General features: G+C 40.3%; 19 protein-coding genes and 1 riboswitch. Of the genes, 10 read left to right on the top strand and 9 right to left on the bottom strand.

Annotated features, from left to right (window positions below; genetic code table 11):
- Nucleotides 1–192: 192 nt before the first annotated feature.
- Nucleotides 193–909: an OmpA family protein gene (locus tag HLH18_RS02830; protein WP_250852359.1), complete on the top strand. Its 717-nt coding sequence runs from the start codon at nt 193–195 to the stop codon at nt 907–909.
- Nucleotides 910–1,145: 236 nt separating this feature from the next.
- Entirely contained in the window at nt 1,146–1,382 is a 237-nt protein-coding gene (locus HLH18_RS02825; protein ID WP_131287023.1) for a VF530 family protein, read from the top strand.
- A 730-nt stretch (nt 1,383–2,112) separates the two neighbouring features.
- On the opposite strand, the gene HLH18_RS02820 is transcribed toward HLH18_RS02825, so the two are convergent.
- Entirely contained in the window at nt 2,113–2,328 is a 216-nt protein-coding gene (locus tag HLH18_RS02820; protein WP_067723482.1) for a cold-shock protein, read from the bottom strand.
- 377 nt (nt 2,329–2,705) lie between these two features.
- Here HLH18_RS02820 and HLH18_RS02815 point away from each other — a divergent pair, with 377 nt between their 5' ends.
- From HLH18_RS02815 to HLH18_RS02795, 5 genes are all read left to right on the top strand, one after another.
- Complete coding sequence (locus HLH18_RS02815; protein ID WP_171529237.1) at nt 2,706–3,650, top strand: ABC transporter permease; 945 nt, start codon at nt 2,706–2,708, stop codon at nt 3,648–3,650.
- Nucleotides 3,650–4,543 (top strand): ABC transporter ATP-binding protein, encoded by an 894-nt coding sequence (locus HLH18_RS02810; protein ID WP_171545691.1) that lies wholly within the window; start codon nt 3,650–3,652, stop codon nt 4,541–4,543. The genes HLH18_RS02815 and HLH18_RS02810 overlap by 1 nt, the downstream gene beginning before the upstream one ends.
- Before the next feature lie 71 nt (nt 4,544–4,614).
- Nucleotides 4,615–5,622 carry an isopenicillin N synthase family dioxygenase gene (locus tag HLH18_RS02805; protein ID WP_171529235.1) on the top strand — a complete coding sequence of 336 codons (1,008 nt, stop codon included), beginning with the start codon at nt 4,615–4,617 and terminating at the stop codon, nt 5,620–5,622.
- Complete coding sequence (locus HLH18_RS02800; RefSeq protein ID WP_171529234.1) at nt 5,619–6,506, top strand: hypothetical protein; 888 nt, start codon at nt 5,619–5,621, stop codon at nt 6,504–6,506. Before HLH18_RS02805 ends, HLH18_RS02800 begins: the two co-directional genes overlap by 4 nt.
- A gap of 7 nt (nt 6,507–6,513) precedes the next feature.
- Nucleotides 6,514–6,843 carry a DMT family transporter gene (locus HLH18_RS02795; protein WP_171529233.1) on the top strand — a complete coding sequence of 110 codons (330 nt, stop codon included), beginning with the start codon at nt 6,514–6,516 and terminating at the stop codon, nt 6,841–6,843.
- Between the two features lie 112 nt (nt 6,844–6,955).
- Here the strand turns inward: HLH18_RS02795 and HLH18_RS02790 are convergent, their stop codons facing one another.
- From HLH18_RS02790 to HLH18_RS02780, 3 genes are read right to left on the bottom strand one after another with little or no spacing between them, the layout of a single operon-like run.
- On the bottom strand, nt 6,956–7,978 hold the full coding sequence (locus HLH18_RS02790; protein WP_171529232.1) for an ABC transporter substrate-binding protein: 1,023 nt from the start codon (nt 7,976–7,978) through the stop codon (nt 6,956–6,958).
- The gene (gene atzF / locus HLH18_RS02785; RefSeq protein WP_171529231.1) at nt 7,975–9,786 is read right to left on the bottom strand and encodes an allophanate hydrolase; all 1,812 of its coding nucleotides are present in this window, start codon (nt 9,784–9,786) and stop codon (nt 7,975–7,977) included. Before atzF ends, HLH18_RS02790 begins: the two co-directional genes overlap by 4 nt.
- 12 nt (nt 9,787–9,798) lie before the next feature.
- On the bottom strand, nt 9,799–10,239 hold the full coding sequence (locus HLH18_RS02780; RefSeq protein ID WP_171529230.1) for a CopG family ribbon-helix-helix protein: 441 nt from the start codon (nt 10,237–10,239) through the stop codon (nt 9,799–9,801).
- Nucleotides 10,240–11,005: 766 nt separating this feature from the next.
- Here HLH18_RS02780 and HLH18_RS02775 point away from each other — a divergent pair.
- The gene (locus HLH18_RS02775; protein WP_171529229.1) at nt 11,006–12,169 is read left to right on the top strand and encodes a HEPN/Toprim-associated domain-containing protein; all 1,164 of its coding nucleotides are present in this window, start codon (nt 11,006–11,008) and stop codon (nt 12,167–12,169) included.
- Between the two features lie 77 nt (nt 12,170–12,246).
- On the opposite strand, the gene uca is transcribed toward HLH18_RS02775, so the two are convergent.
- The 3 genes from uca to HLH18_RS02760 are packed head-to-tail and all read right to left on the bottom strand — an operon-like array spanning nt 12,247 to nt 17,287.
- Entirely contained in the window at nt 12,247–15,867 is a 3,621-nt protein-coding gene (gene uca / locus HLH18_RS02770; RefSeq protein ID WP_171529228.1) for an urea carboxylase, read from the bottom strand.
- A 4-nt stretch (nt 15,868–15,871) separates the two neighbouring features.
- Nucleotides 15,872–16,534 carry an urea amidolyase associated protein UAAP2 gene (locus tag HLH18_RS02765; RefSeq protein WP_171529227.1) on the bottom strand — a complete coding sequence of 221 codons (663 nt, stop codon included), beginning with the start codon at nt 16,532–16,534 and terminating at the stop codon, nt 15,872–15,874.
- 15 nt (nt 16,535–16,549) lie between these two features.
- On the bottom strand, nt 16,550–17,287 hold the full coding sequence (locus HLH18_RS02760) for an urea amidolyase associated protein UAAP1 (protein WP_171529242.1): 738 nt from the start codon (nt 17,285–17,287) through the stop codon (nt 16,550–16,552).
- A gap of 28 nt (nt 17,288–17,315) precedes the next feature.
- Nucleotides 17,316–17,425, bottom strand: a riboswitch (guanidine-I (ykkC/yxkD leader).
- A 316-nt stretch (nt 17,426–17,741) separates the two neighbouring features.
- Here HLH18_RS02760 and HLH18_RS02755 point away from each other — a divergent pair.
- Together HLH18_RS02755 and HLH18_RS02750 are read left to right on the top strand one after the other, a co-directional pair.
- Nucleotides 17,742–18,131, top strand: coding sequence for a hypothetical protein (locus tag HLH18_RS02755; RefSeq protein ID WP_131287045.1), 390 nt, complete (start codon nt 17,742–17,744; stop codon nt 18,129–18,131).
- A gap of 271 nt (nt 18,132–18,402) precedes the next feature.
- Nucleotides 18,403–18,861, top strand: coding sequence for a universal stress protein (locus HLH18_RS02750; protein WP_171529226.1), 459 nt, complete (start codon nt 18,403–18,405; stop codon nt 18,859–18,861).
- A gap of 147 nt (nt 18,862–19,008) precedes the next feature.
- Here HLH18_RS02750 and HLH18_RS02745 read toward each other — a convergent pair whose 3' ends face one another.
- Both HLH18_RS02745 and HLH18_RS02740 read right to left on the bottom strand, forming a co-directional pair.
- Nucleotides 19,009–20,382, bottom strand: coding sequence for an amidohydrolase family protein (locus tag HLH18_RS02745; RefSeq protein ID WP_171545690.1), 1,374 nt, complete (start codon nt 20,380–20,382; stop codon nt 19,009–19,011).
- Nucleotides 20,383–20,425: 43 nt separating this feature from the next.
- Complete coding sequence (locus HLH18_RS02740; protein ID WP_171545689.1) at nt 20,426–21,346, bottom strand: ABC transporter permease; 921 nt, start codon at nt 21,344–21,346, stop codon at nt 20,426–20,428.
- Nucleotides 21,347–21,377: the final 31 nt, after the last annotated feature.

Here is a 21,377-nt window from a genome sequence, read left to right as displayed (position 1 = left end):
GTTCAGTGTCTATAAAAGTGTCTAAGGCCATAAACATAATGTCCATTTATAATAAATAATGGACACTATCGGGATATTGAGCAGATAAGAAAAGTGGGGTTCAGCGGACGCTTACTTTAAACAAACATTTATTAATGAATAAAAATTATGAAAAAACAAATAATTAAAAGTATTTTTTATATCGCTTTTCTTATGACTAGTGTCCCAGTCATTGCTTATGCAGAACCGATTGTAGTTGAAGGTGCTGTACCCAATGAAGCGAGTAAACAAGCGATTTTGAATCAAATGTATGCTGTTTACGGTGTAGATCAAGTAGTTGATAAAATTCAGGTTCGTGCTGTATCTGCACCAAATGGCTGGAGTGATTCAGTTATTAAGGTCATTACGCCAGAGTTAAAAAAAGTTAAACAAGGGAAATTGTCTGTACGTGGTACACAGGTTGAATTAGCTGGAAAAATGTCGAATCAAAATGATATTCAGCCAACCACAGCAAATTTTCAAAGTTTGGTTCAAGCACCATATCGTTTAAATGTGCAATTAACAGTGAATCAGGCAGAACAGAAAATTATTGATGAGGCTTTAAAAAAACGAATTATTGAGTTTGAATCTGGCAGTGCAATATTGGCTGAATCGGGCATCAAAATTTTGGATGAAATGGCCGTTGCATTAAACAAGGTTGCTGGAAAGAAAGTAAAAGTTATTGGTCATACAGATAGTTCAGGTGATCCAGCTAAAAATTTAGCTTTAAGCCAAGAACGTGCAGTTGCTGTAAAAAATTATTTAATTGGAAAAAATATTCCAACAAATAGTTTAAGTGTTGAAGGTCTAGGTTCAAACAAGCCTGTTGCAGATAACACAACAGTCGAAGGTCGGAAAAAAAACCGTCGAATCGAATTCGAAGTTCTGTAAGTTATTTATAAAAAGCTACAGTTATGTAGCTTTTTATAAATAACTTACATTTCGTATAATGTATATTATGTTAAATATTGTGCAATTCAAATTTGAAATATTTTATTCATCAGCACTGTTGTAAATAGGAATATAAGCTGTAATTTTCTATGTTAATTACGTTTAAATTCCAACCCTCTCATTTTCTAACTAGCTCAGGTTATAATAATGGCCTCCCGAAATATGGTTGATCTATTATGAACACCTCCAATGACCCTTTACACGGCAAAAAACTTGCTGAAATTTTGGATGAATTATTGGATTACTACGGTGGCTTTGAAGGCTTAAATCGTAAAATTGAAATTAGATGTTTTTGCATAGATCCAAGTGTTAAATCATCATTGCGATTCTTACGTACCACACCATGGGCACGTGAAAAAGTAGAAAGCTTATATTTGTATGTCTTACGCCAAAAAGCCAAACAGAAATCCTAGCTATCAAACCCTAGCCTCAGCATAATATTTTATACCAAATAGTAAACTACACTTATTGAATAGCCACCGATTTTGTAGACACCTTTTAATTAGTGGTGGACTGCCACCACTATCCTAGACAAATTTAGTCTATTCTTAAGACATTTTTAGTCGAAAAATATATGTGTTTAACTAGGTTCATGAACCTAGAATTTTGTAAACTAGTAATTTAATCGTCTAAGTTATTAAAATTATTGCCAATTAAATATAATTTCAAATATAAACTAAACTTTAGGTAAACATAAGTTAAATGAGATACATCTAAGAACAACTTCATATTTATCTTACTCGCACTTAAATTTTAGTACGATTTTTAGGCAAATTCGGGATTTAATTCTGTCCAAATAAGCTAGTAACTACTTAGTTGTTGATCTGGCTTCATTATGAGAATCCGAAGAGTATTACGCAGAAACTTGATAGCCTGCGTATAGCATCAAGACGGATTTGATTTAAAATTTGCAGATGATTTTTTCAATCATATGTCATCGTGATCAAACGATACTGATATCTTTGAATTGAGCGAAGGCACTTAAAAATGACAGCTTCACTGCCCTGTCGAACAAGTTGAATTACATTGTATATAGACATAAAAAAAGCCGAGATTCTCGGCTTTTTTAGCATACAAAATAAGAAAAATAATTCGTAATTTACATCACATTTAGTTTATCTAATTTTTGTATTTTAATATCTTTTAGATAGCAACGATATTTACTGCATTTGGGCCTTTTTGACCTTGTGCAACGCTGAATTCTACTTGCTGACCTTCCATTAAGGTTTTAAAACCTGAACTAGCGATTTCGCTGAAATGAGCAAAAACATCTGGACCGTTTTCTTGTTGAATAAAACCAAAACCTTTAGTTTCATTAAACCACTTAACAGTACCTTTAACAACATTTGAGTTAGACATAATAAATCCTACTGATTTTTAATAATTTTTAGCCAATTTGTTGACTATTCATAACTTGAAAATAATAAAGAATGGAACTTAAAATCTGAAAAAACGAAGGATTATGACTAAAACTGCGATACTTAAAGAAGATTTACCGAAACAAGACTTTTTTTCTAGTTGAGTTAATAATACATGAATTAAACTAATATTCAAGTTTTTTTATATTTATTATTTATTTTGATGATAAATAAGAGATTAAATTTGATGACAACTAATCTTCCCTACTTAATCAAACAGTAAATTAAAATAGCCCATCAATTGAAGCATTATTCTGGCATTTATTTTGCTTAGCAATATTACAGTTTATAAAAATAGTAATATTGGGGCAAATATAGATGAGTTATGTTGCAAAAGAGCTCAGTCAAAGGAATACGTTATTACTCGGCTTGTCTTCTTTCCTGATACCGATTTTGATTTGGTGTGCGGTCAGCTATTTACCTTTTATTTGGCATCCACAAGTACAGATTACCCATTCAGGTAGCGTGACATATTTACAAGTCGATAGTCGTGTCAATAAAAACACTTTCTATAGTGAAGCGCAAAATGCAGTGAATGCCGGATTAGCCCCACCACAAGGCAAATTGGTCAACCCGATTTATTTACCTGCACCGCATGAAGTTGCAAAAGCTTTGGTGACGGCCTTTGTCACTGCGCCTGTTCAATCGGATGCGCCATGGTTCCATCAAAGTCTGTGGCACAGTATTAAAATTGTCTTTACTGCTTTTTTCATTGCCTCACTGATTGGTATTCCTTTAGGCATTTTATGTGGTTTTTCAGCACGTATTTCGCAGCTGACCGAACCCTTTGTTGAATTTTTCCGTTATTTGCCTGCACCTGCCTTTGGTGCATTGGCGGTTGCCATTTTAGGGATCAACGATGCACCAAAAATTGCCATCATTGTGATTGGGACTTTATTTCAACAAATTCTGATTATTGCCAATACCACACGTATGGTTGATCGCGGCCTGATTGAAGCGGGCTACACCCTCGGCACCAATAAACTGAAAAGCTTATTTCATGTCGTTATTCCGGCAGCGATGCCCGATATCTACCGGGATTTACGGGTACTTTTAGGTTGGGCGTGGACCTACCTGATTGTGTCTGAGCTGATTGGTACGACTTCAGGGATTACCTGGTTTATTACTCAACAAGCGCGTTATCAAAATTTCGACAATGTCTATGCGGCGATTTTGATTATTGGTGTGATTGGGCTGTTATGCGATGTGATTTTAATGAAATTGGGTCAACGCATGTTTAAATGGAAAGTGGGAGCAAAATAATGACAACAGAATTAAAACCAGAACAATTTGATGCACAGCAATATTTTAAGCGTATTTATGCCCGCCCTGTCATCTTAGAAGCAAAAAAACTCAGCCAGGTGTTTGGCACAGGCAAAGCACGGCGCACCGTTTTAAATCAGCTGGATTTACAAATTCATAAACGCGAATTTATTTGTGTGATTGGGCCATCGGGCTGTGGTAAATCGACGTTTAGCCGTGTGGTGGCTGGACTTGATGACTACACCAGCGGCGAACTTTTAGTCGATGGTCAGCCAATTCATGGCCCGAGTCCAGAGCGCGGTATGGTGTTTCAAGGCTACACTCTATTTCCATGGAAAACGGTTAAAGAAAATGTGATGTTTGGCCCAAAAATGAAGGGGCAAAGTCATGCGACAGCAGAAGCTCATGCGCGTGAATGGATCAACATTATTGGTTTGGAAAAATATGAAAACCATTATCCGAATGAGCTTTCGGGTGGGATGAAACAACGTGTTGCCATTGCCCGTGCATTGGTTAATGAACCAAAGGTTTTACTGATGGATGAACCTTTTGGTGCGCTAGATCCGCATACACGACAAAAAATGCAGCGACACTTGATGGACTTATGGCAAAACATCGACATCACCATTATTTTTGTCACTCATGATATGGACGAAGCGATTTTACTGGCTGATCGGATTGTGGCGTTAAAGGCCAATCCGGGTGAAATTAAAGAAATTATCGAAGTAGATTTACCGCGTCCGCGTTCGCCAGAACTGTTACTCACCCCAGAATTTAAACGCTTACGCGAACGGATCGATTTTCTGGTACATGCACAAGAAGACGAACTTGATCCTGCGCTGGAAGATTTACCGGTTATTCCACGCATGACCAAAGTCAGCACGACAAAATAAATCTTAAGGCCTGTGGGACGACCCAGAGGTTTTCAAGCTGTGTTGGACGACCAACAATTGAGGTGATTGCGATGCAAACGCACTATGTACTCCCCCTTGTTGATATCTCAAAACTGCAAAGTTCTGCATTGTCAGATCGACTTGAGGTCGCGGCGGCTTTGGATAAGGCCTGTAAAGACAGTGGTTTTTTATATGTAACCGGTGAACAGTTTAATTTTGAATATGTTCAAGATCTAATTCAGGTCACTAAAGCCTATTTTGAGCAAGATATTGAACTTAAAATGCAGCGTTATATTGGCTTATCGAAAAATCATAGTGGTTATGTACCGATTGGAGAGGAACAGTTCTCTGACCAGAGTTATGATTTAAAGGAAGCCTACGACGTCAATTATGATTATCAAGGTGCAAAAAGCGACTGTCCATTACTCGGGCCTACGCTTTGGCCAGAGGATGCCCAATTTAAGCGCATCGTGAGTCAGTACTACCAACATTTACGTGCTATTAGCCAACAGATTTTCCGCAGTTTTGCTTTGGCACTGGGGGTAAATGAAGATTTCTTTGATGCCAAAATCACTGATGTGCCGAGCCAGCTGCGCTTAATTCATTATCCCTACAATCCTGAGGTCAAGGATGCCGCAGGAATTGGTGCGCATACCGATTATGAGTGCTTTACCTTACTTTTGCCGACGGCGCCAGGTTTACAGGTATTAAATAAACAAGGCGAATGGGTTGATATTCCGCTGATTGAAAATACCTGGGTGATGAATATTAGCGACATGATGGAAATTTTGTCCAATGGTAAATATCTTGCCACCAAACATCGCGTTAAAAAAGTCTGCGAAGAGCGTTACTCCTTCCCGCTGTTTTGTGCCTGCAATTACGACACCGTGATTGAGCCTATTGTTGAAACAGATACACCTCGATATTCAGCGTTGATTGGCGGTGAACATTTATTTAATCAAACGGCGCAAACCTTTCAATATTTAAAACAACGGATCGCCTCGGGTGAACTGGTATTAAAAAATGCGGTGCCCCTGTCTTCATTCGGTTTAAATGAAATACAGAAGGAAACCACATGAACCTGTTTGAAATTCTCCAAAAAATACCAGAGAGCCAAACGACTGCCGGTCTGATTCCCTGTTACTTATATGGTGTATTCAGACGTAAAAGTATTAGTTTTTTTAATGGACTGACAGATGAAAATACGATTGTATATTGGTTTCAATCACGCAGTTTCAGCATCGATTTACGTTTAAAACATCGCACCGAAACACCTGCCCATGAACGTCAAGGCTGGATTGGCAACACGCTTTGGGATGCAGAAAAAGCACTACTTTCATGGCAGGTCGCTGATGCTTCAAATTATCAAAATCATGTGCAATGGCCAGAGCCCGCAAAACTTCATGCCATTGGAAACTGTATTTTAGAGTTTTCACCAAGCAATGTGTATGTTGAAGACTGGCGTCAGCAAGTCCATTCAGGTCTGTATTTAGGCTTAAGATTAAAAACGGCTGTGGATGTTCAAACAGGTCAACAGCTCAAAATGGATGGTGGCCTGATTATCTGCGATCAGCACGTGGCCTATACGCTGACGCGTTTGCCGGAAATACAAAACATCGTGAGCCATTTGGATCTCACAGCAGATGGGCTAGACACTCATAATATTGAACATGTTGAAAGTTTTGAAGTATCTATAGGCACTGAGGGTCACACGAAATCTTATACCACCTCATTTAAGCAAAGCGATCAGCCATTTAATTTTGACGGTTTTGAAATCATCGATGATTCAACCTTAAAACAACGTATCGGGTTAAACGGACGTCAAATTGATTTGATTTTTGACATCGATATCTATCAGTCAAATTACCTGTTTCAAAAGCAGACGCTCACCACACCAGACAGTGAACACTGGTTAAAGTCCGAAGAAAGTCACCTCTTGTATCACGCTAAATTAACCCTGTAGGTGGCCTATGTCTTTTATTTATTTATCTATTGCGATTATTGCGGAAGTCATTGCAACTTCTGCTTTAAAAGCATCGAATGGATTTAGCATTTTCTGGCCTGCTATCGCCACGATTATTGGCTATGCCATTGCCTTGTTTTTCCTGTCATTGACCATGAAAACCATTCCGATGGGCATTGCTTATGCCATTTGGTCCGGAGCTGGCATTATTTTAATCTCGACAGTGGGTTTATTTGTTTATAAGCAACAACTTGATATTCCTGCTTTCATTGGTTTGGCCTTTATGATTGTGGGCATTATCATTATTAATGTCTTTTCCAAAAGTACAGAACTCTAAGCTTTATATGCACATGATAAAAAATCCCCGCTCTGGGGATTTTTTTAGGTCAATCACTTAAAGATTACAGCACCCCAAATCATGGTTTGGGATGCTGAATTTCATGCCATGCTTATTTCAGTTCTTCCACCAAAGTGGGCACAATCACGCTGTCGACATTCATTTCCGTGGTGTAAATACCATTGCTGACGTTGAATTTATTGACGTGATAACTTGAACCATAAATTGAATCAAATCCTGTTCCCTTGGTGAATACTTTTTTGTTTGCTTCTAGATCGAGCAAATGCGTGCCATTAATAAACTGTTCATAGACTTTTGCATCTACACCGACCCGTTTAGACATAATTGCAGCCGCATCCGCGCGCGTTGCAGGGTCGTTAATGTATTTAACGGTTTTATCCCATACCTGGATAATTTTTTTCCATTGCTCTTTATTGGCTTCTAAATGCGAAGGATTGACCGTTAAGGTATCGTAGATCAGCCCCGGTTTGTCTTTAGAAGTAAAAATAATTTTTGAACCAGCAACTGCGGATAAAGCCTGATTTGCCACCGGCTGCCAAACCGCAATCGCATCAATATCTCCTGTGGCAAAGACCTGAGGCAATTCATTGGTCATGGTATTGACCAGCTTCACATCCTTTAAGCTAATTTTTGCATCATCTAAAGCGGTCGATAATAACAAGTGATCAACCAAGCCTTTTTCAGTGGCAATGGTTTTGCCTTTTAAGTCATTGATGGAATTAATACCGTTTTTCGCAATGATGACATCATTTCCCGCAGAATAATCCGTTGCCATGATCATCACGCCTTTGGTACCCCCAGAACCTGTGACCAGATTATCGCCGTTGGTGACCATGACTGCATCCAATTGATTCGCTGCAAAAGCAGAAAGTGATGCCGAGTAATCGAACCATTTGAAATCGGCATTGACACCTGCCTCTTTTAACCAGCCCTTTTCAATCGCCACTTGCCAAGCCACCCAACCCGGCCAGTCGCTATAGCCGATGGTAATTGGTTTGCTATTTACACTACCTTCAGCTTTGGCTTTAGGTTCAGGAATCTTTGCGGTGTTGTCACAGCCGGAAAAAAATAGCGTGCTGAGCACGGCAACTGAAATGACAGACTTTTTGATCATTGTGATACTTCCCCTATACAAGTGCATTTAAATTTTGTGTTAGTCGTTTTGATCGATTGAATATAGTCACGCCATCCGCCGAAATGACTGATATCCGTTGCATCCGTCAAGGCATAAGCTTCGCAGATAAAACCTTTCACCCAAGTTCCATCTGCCAGTTGCACATTCCCAATACCGAGTGGTGCAGGAACTTCCGCTACAATCTGTCCAAATAAGGCAAACGGGATATCCCAGACTTCAACTTCAATGGCTTGTCCGCCCTTTTCAGTGCATTGCAAGCCGGGTTTTGGCGGTGTGGTATTTTTCAGTGCATACAGTTTGTAGTTCGATGCCGTTTTGGTTTTCTGTAATAAAGTCCCACCACGGGTGCTGAGCTGAAAATTCAGCGGCATCCCCGTAAGATGGGCACCGACGACTGCCAGTTTGACTGAATGTTGAGAGGCTATATTTTGCGTTTTTTCATAGTGCAGACTTGATGTGCCAAGGGGTAAATTTGCCGCGTGTTGCCATATTTGACCAAAATGCGCCAAGGCCTGATCCATCCATGCCTGAGCAATAAAAGTGACACCGCTGGGTAATCCATCAGCCCGAATAGTATTCGGCAAGGCTAATGCAGAAAGATCTGCAAAATTCACGAAATTGGTATACGCCCCCATGTGACTGTTTTTCACGATAGGATCCGCTTCTACATCGCTAATGGTATAAATCGTGGGTGCAGTTGGAACTATTAAGGCATCATAAGACTGTAATGCTAAATTAATTTGGCGCGCTAATTGCGCACGTTCATATTCAGCATTCATGCTATCTACAGCAGTAAATTGATCTGCCTGAGCAATGATTTGGGCGATAACAGGATGTGCCTGTTCACGTGGCACCATTTTTTCTACGGCACTGGTACGCTCAGCCACCCAGGCTTTGTTATATAGTGCAGATGCCAGCTGGTTAAAAATACTAAAATCAATTGCTTCAACTGCATAACCCAATGACTGGACGCGCTTTACAGCCAGTTCAAAAGCTTTTTGGCTTTCGGCATCGCCATAAAATTCCAGTTGTGCCGGAATGGCAATTTTGCCTTTAGAGAATTGCGTTGGTACATTGGCCGGATGCGGACGGGAATATTCATCCGTTTCGTCATAGCCTTGCATGACTTGAGCAACTTGCCATGCATCATCGACTGTTAAGGCAAATATTGAAATCACATCAATGGTACGGCAAGCTGGAATTAAACCTGTTGTTGAGAACCAGCCTTTGGTTGGTTTTAATCCGACAATATTATTGTGTCCTGCCGGAACACGACCGGAACCTGCAGTGTCTGTGCCTAAAGAAAATGGTACCTGACCATTCGCCACGGCAACCGATGAACCTGAGCTTGATCCACCACTGATATATTCCGGATTAAAGCTATTTTTGACTGCACCAAAAGGTGAACGTACGCCGACCAAACCGGTTGCAAATTGATCAAGATTGGTTTTACCAACCACAATGGCACCAGCTGCTTTTAAGCGAGCGACCACACTGGCATCCGCTGTTGCCAAATAAGCCGCTTCTTTACATGCAGCAGTAGTATGAAAGCCTGCAACATCAATATTGTCTTTGACTGCAAATGGAATACCGTAGAGTGGTAAATCTTGTGCAGATTGATCTTTTAAAGCATCAATTTGTGCCTGAATATGCGCGGCTGAAGCAATTTCAATCCAGGCATGATCATCGTTATTGAATGTTTTGATGTACTGAATTAAATCGCTAAGCTGAATCTTTTGCGTTAAATACGCCGTTTTCCAATCTTGAATAGTCCATAACTTTGACATAGTCAGTCTTCCTTATTTTTCATGATTTTGTGGAATGGGTGGCATCACGGCATCCATCATCTCCAAATGCCCTTTGATGACCCCTTTTAAAGCAATAAATTGTTGGCTAATGTGCTGTAGTTCATCACTAACACCCTGCATTAGCATCACTTGTAAAATTTTTTCGTCATCGAGCTGAATATGCAGCGAACTAATGACTTGAGATAAAAACTGTTGTTGCAGGTCAATTAGTTGTGTACGCAAGGGTTTTAGGCTCACGTCATAAAGTAAAGTCAACGTGCCAACCATCACCGCGTTATGTTCGATATGATCGGCAATTAAATATTTATTGATCATGTCGACAATAGCTTGCGAACGACTTTCGTAGTGCTGCTCTACAATTTTTTGATCGAGCGCATTCAGCGTTTGTTCAGGCACAGTAATACTGATACGTGCCAGTTTTTGTTTTGGCACAGTGCTATCCTCGCGAATGATCCTGTTTCACGTATAAACCGGCACGTGCACTTAAAAGTTCAATTAAAAATTTTTTCCATGGATGCAGTACTTTTTTCTGTTTGGCAGCGTTCATGTACATCTCCTTTTTTTGGGTATTACCAAAATTTTGTTTTGTATTACTCAAGGAAATGCAGAAAGCGTGCCAGTTTTGGCTTTTATTATTTAGATGACAAACTCAGATAAAATGGCAAAAAAAAAGCCCCACTACGCTGAGATGGGGCTTGCTTGGAATTAAGCTGAGTTGATTAATTCACCGGCTTATTTCATATTATTGCTCATGTACTGTAATTTTTTTTATACATGATGAGTTGACCGATGATTGTAGTTGAGTGATCAAGTGGATTGCTCTCCTCTGTTTAGGTGGTATATAAATAAAAGCAGAAAGCGTGCCAAAATTTAAAATTAAGTGAATTAAGTCGTAATGGTGTATAAAAAGCCCTACGAAAGCCTAGTGAAACAAAACGATGGCGATTGACCTATCTTAAGTATGCTTAAAAAATGTACCACAGTGCACCATTGGGGTTCACTAGTGCATCAAAGCGTGGCTTGTCTTGTGTCAAGCTGTGTGACATTAGGCCGTAGTCATAGCGATTTACCAATAAATTTGGGGGTGTTGATTCGTGCATGGTGGAGTTGGTATTTGGCTGTTAAGTAGTAAAACAAACTGATATATGTAAAATAAAGGAAAATTAATTAATTCAACAATCAAGGATAAAAACTTTCTATGGGAAGTTATGCTTCGACCCTTATAAATAATTACGAATTATTCTATATGAAGAACCATTTTGACCAATGGTTCTTTCATAAAAATGACCGAGTCCGTATCATTAAAAACGGAGAAATAAAATTTATTGGTTATAGGGTCGATTTACACACACTGAAAAGAAGACTTAATCTTGCGGGATTTGATAAAAATTTTGCTATAAATGACTTTAATGAAACCATAAATCAATGGATTGATTATTTAAAAATAGTACCTTCAAATTTCGAAGATGAGGAAATTCTTAAATTATCCAAAGAACAATTAAATTTATTAATGGATATAGATTTTGATAAATGGTTAAGGCTTTTGCCCGATTTTTTAAACTCTAGCTCAAATCAACTTGATACAGATATAAAAAATAATGAATTAGCTTCATCACTATCTAATATTATTCTTAATTTTGATATTAGCGTCATGGCGAGTGCATCATGTTCTTTTCCATGTAAACACTTAGAAAGCTTAACTATAGCTTTAATTGAATTAGAAAATACTAAGGGATTTTGTGAGGTTGACTTAACTGATCTGTATCAAGGTGGTTGGATTGAAGACTTTGAAGATTTAGCTCAACAAGAAAATAATAAAACTTATTTTTTTGAAAATTTTGAGATATCTATAAATGATTTGAGAAAACTTCAAACTTTAGAAGCTAAAAATCCTGTATTAAATAAGATGCTCCTATCTAGTTCAATATCTGCAATGGAAGCATATTTATTCGATACATTCAAAAAACAAGTCTTAGAGCGAGAAACGATCAAACGAAAATACGTTAAAAGTTATAAAAGTTTTCATAGAGGCGGTAAATTAGATGCAAATGAACTTTTTGATTTTTTAGATGCCTTAGACGAAAAAATTTCTAGAGAAATTGATGAAATATCATTTCATAATATTAACCTTGTAAAAGGACTTTACCATAACATTCTGCATTGCCAATTCAATGAGTCTTTTCTATCCAAGCTCAATGAAATTATAAAAAATAGACACGATATTGTTCATCGTAATGGAAAAACCGTGTCGAATGAAATAATTTCAATTTCTAATGATGATTTAAATAATGCATTTGAATGTATTTTTAATTTTATTAAAGATATTGATTCACAAATTATTAATCATTTATTAGATGAGTAAAAAACCAATTTCGTTAGAATTGCTCATAATACGTAAATAAAAAGACCGCCTAAGCGATCTTTTTTATTCCTATCTTATCAAGCCACTGGCGCCAAGGTAAACAACACCTGCCCCGTTTTCACCGTTTGCCCTTTTTCAATAGTGATGGCATCTACACGCATACGCTCAGGCGCAATAATAGGAATCTCAATCTTCATCGCTTCAATGACTGCAAGCGTTGCACCTTCTTCCACAATATCCCCCGACTGACATTCAATTTTCCAGATTGAACCCGGCATATGCGACTCTACCGCACAGCCACCTTCAGGCACTTCAACACCTTCACCATCATCCACAGCATCCAGGCTTTCAGAGACATATTCTGCAAGACCTGCTTCATGCCAACGACGGCGTTCAGCATCAAAGTTGACCTGTTGCACGGCTTTAAAGGCAGAAATCGATTCTTGATTTTCAATTAAGAAGTCGTTGTATTCTTTCAGGTTCAATACGCCTTCTTCAATACGAAGTTTTAAACGACCCGCCTTAAAGTCCTCACGCATTTGCATGAGTTCGGCTTCAGAGACTTCATAAAACTTAATTTGGTCAAAGAAGCGCAATAACCACGGCATACCTTGCTCAAAGTCAGGGTTTTTACGGTAGCGTGACCACATTTGCGAAGTACGACCGACAAACTGGTAGCCACCTGGGCCTTCCATACCATAGACACACATATAGGCACCGCCAATACCGACAGCATTTTCAGGGGTCCAAGTCCGTGCAGGGTTATATTTGGTGGTGACCAAACGCTGACGTGGATCAAGTGGGGTTGCCACAGGCGCGCCCAAATACACATCGCCTAATCCCATGACCAAATAACTGGCGTTATAGACCACATCTTTTACAGCTTGTTTGTCTTTTAAGCCATTAATACGACGGATAAATTCGATATTGTCCGGACACCACGGCGCATCTGGACGCACGGTTTGCATATAACGTTCGGTTGCCAGTTGCGTTTGAGAATCTTCCCAAGCCAGTGGCAAATACACCGTACGTGATGGCACTTGCATTTCGGCCACATCAGGAAGTTCTGCTTCAGCCACTTGAAGCATACGCAACAAATCAATCTGATCAAGCTTAGTCGAATCAAAGTGAATTTGTAGCGAACGAATACTCGGAGTGAGGTCAATAATGCCTTGAATATTTTGATCTTTCACCCATTGCATCAAGGCATGAATACGGAAACGTAGATTCAGATCTAAAACCAGCTCGCCATATTCCACCAACATATAGTTGTTGCCGGCAGGACGATAGACCACATCAGGTGTGCCATTTTGACCTTTTAAGGTATCTAAAATTGCAGATTTTAAGGTGCTAATTTCAGGATAGAACGACTCATCAAATGTCACATCTTGCGTATCCGCTGATGTCAATTGCGCATGAAATTTTTCATTGAGCAATTTGGCTTGGTGGTAGCTGACAGGCACAAATTTAACTTTATCACCTGCTTTGACTTGACCGAGTTTCCATAACTCAGAGTTGATCACCACCGCAGGACAGACGAAACCACCTAAACTTGGACCATCTGGACCCAAAATAATCGGCATATCACCGGTGAAGTCAATCGCACCAATGGCATAGGCATTATCATGAATATTCGATGGATGCAGACCTGCTTCACCACCGTCTTGACGTGCCCATTCAGGTTTAGGCCCAATCAAACGGATACCAGTACGGCTTGAGTTAAAGTGAATTTCAAACTCGTTGGCAAAGAAAGTATCAATATCGTTTTTTGTGAAGAAATCTGGCGCACCATGCGGACCATACATGACCGCAATTTCCCAAGTATTTGAGAATGTCGGGATTTGATCTTCTGCCAACGCTTTCACTTCATCCGATGTAAATGCCGTAATTGGAAGCATATCGCCAATCAATAAGTTACGACCGGCATGACCACCAAACTGACCTAAAGTAAAGGTCGCTTGTGAGCCTAAGTATTCAGGTACATTCAGACCGCCTTTAATCCCGATATAGGTACGGCAACCTGTGGCGATCTTGCCACATTTTAAAATTTGACCTTTACGGACATTCACGGTTTGCCACATTGGAACGGCAACACCCTCCAAAGTTGATGGCATATCGCCACCTGCCAAGACAATTTGGCTATCGCAATGGAATTTTAAACTTGGTCCTTGGAGTGTACATTCTAAACCTGTGGTATTGGGTGCATTGCCCAACAGTTGGTTCGCCACATTTAAAGACAGTGGATCAATCGCACCGGATGGTGACACACCGACATCCCAATAGCCCAAACGACCTGTGACATCTTGCACGGCGGTTTGAATGCCCGCTTGCAGGACTTCAATTTTCTGAGTTTTCCACTCAAAGGTATTTAAAAAACGAGTAGTTTGTGTGCCTGCTTTAAAAACATCGCAGTCGATAATATTTTGTAAATATTCAAGGTTGGTTTCAATCCCTGCCACTTGCGTTTTAGAGAGCGTATCGGTCATGGCTTGAATCGCTGATGCACGCGTGTCGTTCGTGACAATGATTTTGGCAATCATCGGATCATAGAATGATGAGACGTTTGAGCCTGTTTCTACCCATGTTTCATTACGGGCATCGGCATCAAACTCGACATGAGTGAGTAAGCCCGCACTTGGTTGGAAGTTTTTGATAGGATCTTCCGCATAGAGACGTACTTGAATCGAATGCCCTTTAGACTCGAGTTGTGTTTTTGGTGCAACCCAATCGCCACTCCCTAAAGTCACCATCCATTCGACAAGGTCGACACCGAAGACTTGCTCCGTCACCCCATGTTCAACTTGAAGACGGGTATTCACTTCCAAGAAATAAAATTCTTGGGTTTCGGTATCCATCACAAATTCAACGGTTCCGGCAGAACGGTAGTTGACTGATTGCATTAGTTGAATCGCGACATTTTGCAAATACGTACGTTGTTCATCATTCAGGTGTGGTGCAGGTGTTTCCTCAATCACTTTTTGGTTACGACGTTGCACCGAACAATCACGCTCGCCGAGTGCCAAGATTTGACCTTGACCATCACCAAAGATTTGCACTTCGATATGACGGGCATTTTGTACGAATTTCTCTAAATACAGCCCTGCATCTTTAAAGTTGGCTTGCGCTAAATAGGACACGGTTGCGTATGCATCTTTCAGTTCTTCAGCATTCCACACCAAACGCATGCCGATTCCGCCACCGCCTGCGGTACTTTTCAGCATCACAGGATAGCCAATACGGTCAGCCTCAAGCAGTGCTTCGGCTTCATCAGCCAACAACTGACTGCCCGGAAGTAACGGCACATTGGCTTGAATCGCCAATTCACGCGCCGTGTGTTTCAAACCAAAAGCTTTCATCTGCTCTGCATTTGGCCCTAAAAATACAATGCCTTGGGCTTCACAAAGATTACAGAATTCTGCATTTTCAGACAGGAAGCCATAACCCGGATGAATCGCTTCAGCACCGGTTTGTTTTGCGACTTCTAAAATTTTATCGACATTGAGATAGCTTTGGCTAGCAGGTGCATCACCTATCAACACCGCTTCATCGGCTAAAGTCACATGCAATGAATCTCGATCCGCTTCTGAATACACCGCAACCGATTGGATACCTAATTTTTTAAGGGTACGAATAACACGACACGCAATTGCACCACGGTTGGCGATGAGAACTTTATTAAACCCATATTTTAAAGTCATAGTCTTATACCTCGCCTTCACGGACAATCAGTTGAATTTTAGTGGGGTTATAGGCATTGCATGGGTTATTCAGTTGTGGGCAATTCGAGATCAGTACGATGAGATCCATCTCGGCTTTAATTTCCACATATTTGCCCGGTGCAGAAATACCATCATCAAACTTTAAGTGACCGTCCGAAGTTACTGGTACATTCATAAAGAAGTTAATGTTTGGCCCAATGTGACGCACATTTAAACTATGCTTTTTGGCAATTGGATGTTGCGACAATGCAATCATGAAGTTGTTACGGCAACTGTGCATTGGGTATTTGTCTAAGCTATAACGTACCGTGTTACTTTCACATGAACATGCACCGCCTAAAGTGTCGTGGCGACCGCAATTGTCATCGTTGATGGTGGCGATTTCATTGCCAAAGTTGGTATAAAGCGTTGTGCCTTTTTCTAAATATATTTGACGATTCATCGCCAAAGTATCGGTTGCGCTATAACGCTCTTCAGGATTGGAAGCAGAAATAAACAGCGTATCGACTGCTTGGTTACCTTCTAAGTCGACGATACGGAAATACTGTCCTTTTTTGACTTCGCACATCCACGCTTCACCGGCAGGACATACTTCACTTAACACAGATTTATCCTGATTTTGTGTTGGGTTGACTAAGGCTGTCATGTTGTATTCCCCCAATTAAGCGCTAAGAGCGTAATAACGATTGTTGTTTTGGAACGCTCGCTGATTTTGCGGGCATGAATCACGGCACACGTCGGTATCGCCTAAAGGCAGTGCTTTAAACAGTGACAGTTGAATATCGGCAGGTGCATATTCAGTCGAATTGTCTAAAGCATGTGGTGCACTTGATAAAAATACTAAGCAGTCCATTTCAAAACGCAGTTCAATCACTTGATCGGTATTGTCAGATGCCACATAAGACAAGTTACCATTGTCATCTGGCGCGACTTTGGAAAAGAGATTTAAGGTACTGCTTAAGTCAGTTGCAGATAATCCAAATTTGGTCATCTCGAGCAATAAGCTGTCTTTGCCATTGCGGTACATATCGTTGCGTGCGTCTTGGAAAGTCTTAGCGCCAAACTGCGCTTCAATTTGCTGTGCGGTACTTGGCGCACAAAAAGCGTCATTCCAACCGTGATCATCTTTGACAATGGAAATCATCGCACGTCCAAGGTCAGAGGCTAAGATATGCCCTGTACTCAAAAATGCGGTGTGTTGAGCTTTTAAGCTGTCTGGCATGTTATAGGCTTCAAGCTTATCTTCTGCATTGACGCAGAATAGAGAAACATTGGCATTTTCACTTAACGCTTTAAGTTGTAATACTGCGCCACGCTGAATGCGTGCAGACCAATGATGTCCACCCGGCAAAACCTCAGTCCAAAGTGATTGATTATTATGATAGTTGCTTAAGCCCATTGCGGTTACCTCTTCGGTTGTTGGCATGACCTCCCGGGCTTTTATCCCTCCGTGTAGTTCTTGCGAACCGTGAACTCTCGGTCTCAGGCATATGTCACGTGTGGAGCGAAACATATCGGAACCCTAGATCACTTTTAATCTAACAAGGTCAATGCAAAGGCTGTGCCAATTTAGTAATACTTTTTTCTGTTTTAGTCATACTATTTGGGTTCAAAAATGATACATTTAAGATGGACGGTAAAATGCATGCACCATGATTGATCAATTTCTATAGCTTATAATACATACTTGTTTTTATATTCTTGGTTTTTAGGGGCTATTGGCAACATTTCTTATTGCTTTTGCCCTCCATTGGTTTGAACAAAATTTCGATTCGTCTGATTTTCTAATGTTGTAGTTGTGTAAATTTTGACTGTGTGGTTAGATCATTAAAAAAATAATAAGGAATAAAAAAATGAAATTCCATTTGCTCGTTGTTTATATGGCTTTGACTTGTAATTTTGCTCATGCAGCACAATGCTTATCAACAAGTGAATCAAAAGAATTAAATAATATTTATCAAAATTCGAGTGAATTTTATCGCCATGTCAAACTCGATTGTCAGTCTAGCAATGAAATAGTTCAAAAAAACTGTGCCTCTCCCGAACATAAAAAAATATTAGAAATATATCTTCGGACTGCAATCTATGATTATGAAAATACTCATGGAGAAACATTAACCGGTAAACCATACCAACGTGAATATCATTCTGCGTTCAAAGAAGTTACCAATAGTTTTGATAGTTGTGACGATTTAAAAAAATCTTTGAAATATTTCTTATCTACGTCTATCTGGGCGGATTGATGAGTATTTAAAGTATTTCCTAAATGATTGGGTTTACGTTCAAGCTAACAAGCAGTTTATAGATCATGGTTTTATTCGTTTTTTGGTGAAAAGGAATAAATAGTCACTGCTGATAAATACCGACAACCACTATGGGAACTGCAAACGCTAATGCTTTATAAGAGAAGTAAAAGATGTATTTTTATCCTTTTTTATCACTGTACTCTAGCTATGTTAATCTTTGGGTAGATTTTGCGTAGATAACAAATCTTGAAAAAAAGAGGAACGTATCATGGGTTACCAACACATATTACTGGCTGTTGATGATTCCCCTATTGCCATTGCTGCAGCTGATCAGACTATTATTTTAGCCAAAGCATTAGGCAGTAAAGTCACCATAGCGAGTGTTGTCGTGATAGATCCTTTAACCAGTGTCAGTTTTTATAAAAGTGTACCTGGAATAACGGATTATTATATGGAAGCAAAAGCTCATGCTAAAAACATTTTGGCTGAGTTAGGACTGAAATTTACCAATCTAGGTATTGAAACCCATACAAAACTTCTCAGTGGTCAATCCCCAGCGGAGGCCATCTCTAAACTGGCTGATGAATTAAATGTTGATTTAATCGTCGTCGGTTCTCATGGGCGTACCGGTTTTAAAAAAGCTTTTCTCGGCAGTATGGCCCAAGAGATTTTGACCTCAAGCCATGTACCGGTACTTGTGGTAAAACACACAAAAAATTCGGGATGAATAATAAATTAGCCCACGCAAAAGTGGGCTAATTTATTCTATGATTCCCTATAAAGATGGTTATAAAAGTAATTAAAAATATTTAAAAAACCGATTTATACAAAATAGGTTGTCCATTGGCTTGATTGAGCAATTTAGCTTAAAAGCTTAAGATTCTTCACGCTGTAATTCATTCACCGTTTGTCTCTGCTTTGCAAACCACTGATCACGACGCTCAAATAAACGTGGCGCCGCGTGATTGACCTCATCAATTAAAGCCTGTAAATCGGCATTTACCAAGCGACCATTTTCAACCACAATCTGTCCCGCCACCATTGTCATGACAACATCTTGACCTTGAACTGCATGGACTAAATTGGTATGCAAATTAAATAACTTTCCTTGGTCAATCAATGGCGTCATACGGGGAGTAGCAATATTCACTGCGATCAGATCTGCTTGTTTACCGACTTCCAATGAACCAATTTCATCTTGCATACCCAAAGCTTTAGCTCCTGTGATAGTCGCCATTTGGCAAACTGACCAAGCATCCAGTGCGGCCGCATCCAGCGAAGAAAATTTGGCTAGTAGTGACGCCGTTTTCATTTCTTCAAATAGATCCAGGTTATTGTTTTCTTTTTCCCCATCAGTACCCAGACCCACCGCAACGCCTTGGCGTAGCATTTCAACGACAGGCGCTGCACCGGAGGCCAATTTCATATTGGAAATCGGATTATGCGCTACACCGACCGCATGTCGCCTTAAAATCTGAATTTCATTTGCATCTGCCCAGACGCAATGTGCCAACAGGGTTTTAGGCAGATCCAGCAAGCCCAGTTTTTGCAGACTCTCAATCGGGCGAATGCCTGAACGGCGCAGGTTTTCCTGTACATCAAATTGGCTTTCATTGCTGTGGGTATGAAAACCGGTTTGATAATCCTGACAAAGTTTCTCAATACGGCTTAATGCTGAAGCTTCAGCATAAAACAGGTGCTCTAAACCCACCCAAACCTGAATGCGTCCATTCGCCTGCTGATGCCAACGGTTGATTAAAGCCTCATTACTTTTTAAGGTTTCAAAATAATTGTGATCCGGATGCTCTGCGACATAAGGCACAAGAACAGCACGAATTCCCAACGCTTGCGCAGCTTCAGCACTTCCGTCCATATAGCGCCACATATCGACAATGGTGGTGGTTCCCGACAAAAGTGCCTCGGCATAACACAAATAAGAGGCAATTTTCGCATCCTCTGGTGTCAACACCCGGTGCATCGGGTCAATATACTGCTGTAACCAATCCCAAACCGGTAATCCTTCTGCCGTGCCACGTAATAAACCGGAATGACAATAGGTATTGATCAAGCCCGGCATCAGGATCGTTTGTGGGTAATCCTCAATGAGCACCTCTGGATAGCATTGGGTTAACTGTGCCAATGTACCAACTGCTTTTATTTGGTCTCCATCAATCAGTATCGCGCCATTTTTAATACATTCATTCTGCGCATTCATGGTCAGGACATAGGAAGCTGTTAAAATTTTCATGATTTATACTCAAATCTATTCTATTTATGATGAATGGCTGCGGTTATGGCACGAAGGTTTTACCTAAAGAAGATGGCAAATTCATTTTGAGTACTTTTTTATTCCGCGAAATCATGACCAGTACCACAATGGTGGCTATATAGGGCAATGCGGCAAGCAGCTCGTTCGGAACCTTAATTCCAAGCGCCTGGGCATGAAATTGTAAAATGGTCACGCCCCCAAACAGGTAAGCGCCGAGCATTAAACGTGTAGGTTTCCAAACCGCAAATACCACCAGTGCAATCGCAATCCAGCCGCGACCTGCCACCATATTTTCAATCCACATCGGGGTATATACGGTCGATAAAAATGCTCCGCCAACCCCTGCCATCAAACCACCAAATAGTACTGCGCCATAACGAATCGCCAACACGTGATAACCCATGGCATGCGCACTTTCCGGTGATTCTCCAACTGCTTTAAGCAATAAGCCCAAACGGGTTTTCGTCAAGACAAACCACACCAGAAAGAAGACCAAGATCGACAGATACGCCACATAGTTTTGCTGGAACAAAATCGGACCCAATACTGGAATATCCGCTAATAGTGGAATATTAAAATTAGCCAGACCCGGTAAAGCCATACTGACGTAGTTCTGACCCAAAAATGCAGAGATGCCGAGTCCAAAAATGGTTAAAGCTAAACCACACGCGGATTGATTGGTACTTAAAGACAAGGTAAAAAAGGCAAAAATCAGGGCCATCAGCATTCCTGCCAGACCACCCATCAATAAGGCACTTAACACACTAGCATCGTATTGCGCAGCAAAAGCAAAACCTGCAATGGCACCGACCAGCATCATCCCTTCTACTCCAAGATTAATCACACCGGTACGCTGTGTGACCAATTCTCCCAGACCTGCGAAAATCAGTGGTGTTGCTGCTGCAACAGTACCTGCAAGAATTGCAGTTATTTCTAAAGCCATATCATGCTTCCTTTTGTTGTAAACAACATTG

It is taken from the genome of Acinetobacter sp. ANC 5414, from assembly GCF_013004295.1.
In the GTDB taxonomy this organism is placed as follows: Bacteria; Pseudomonadota; Gammaproteobacteria; order Pseudomonadales; family Moraxellaceae; genus Acinetobacter.
The sequence above is the reverse complement of the archived record's forward strand: the minus strand, read 5'-3'. Positions and strand labels throughout refer to the sequence as shown.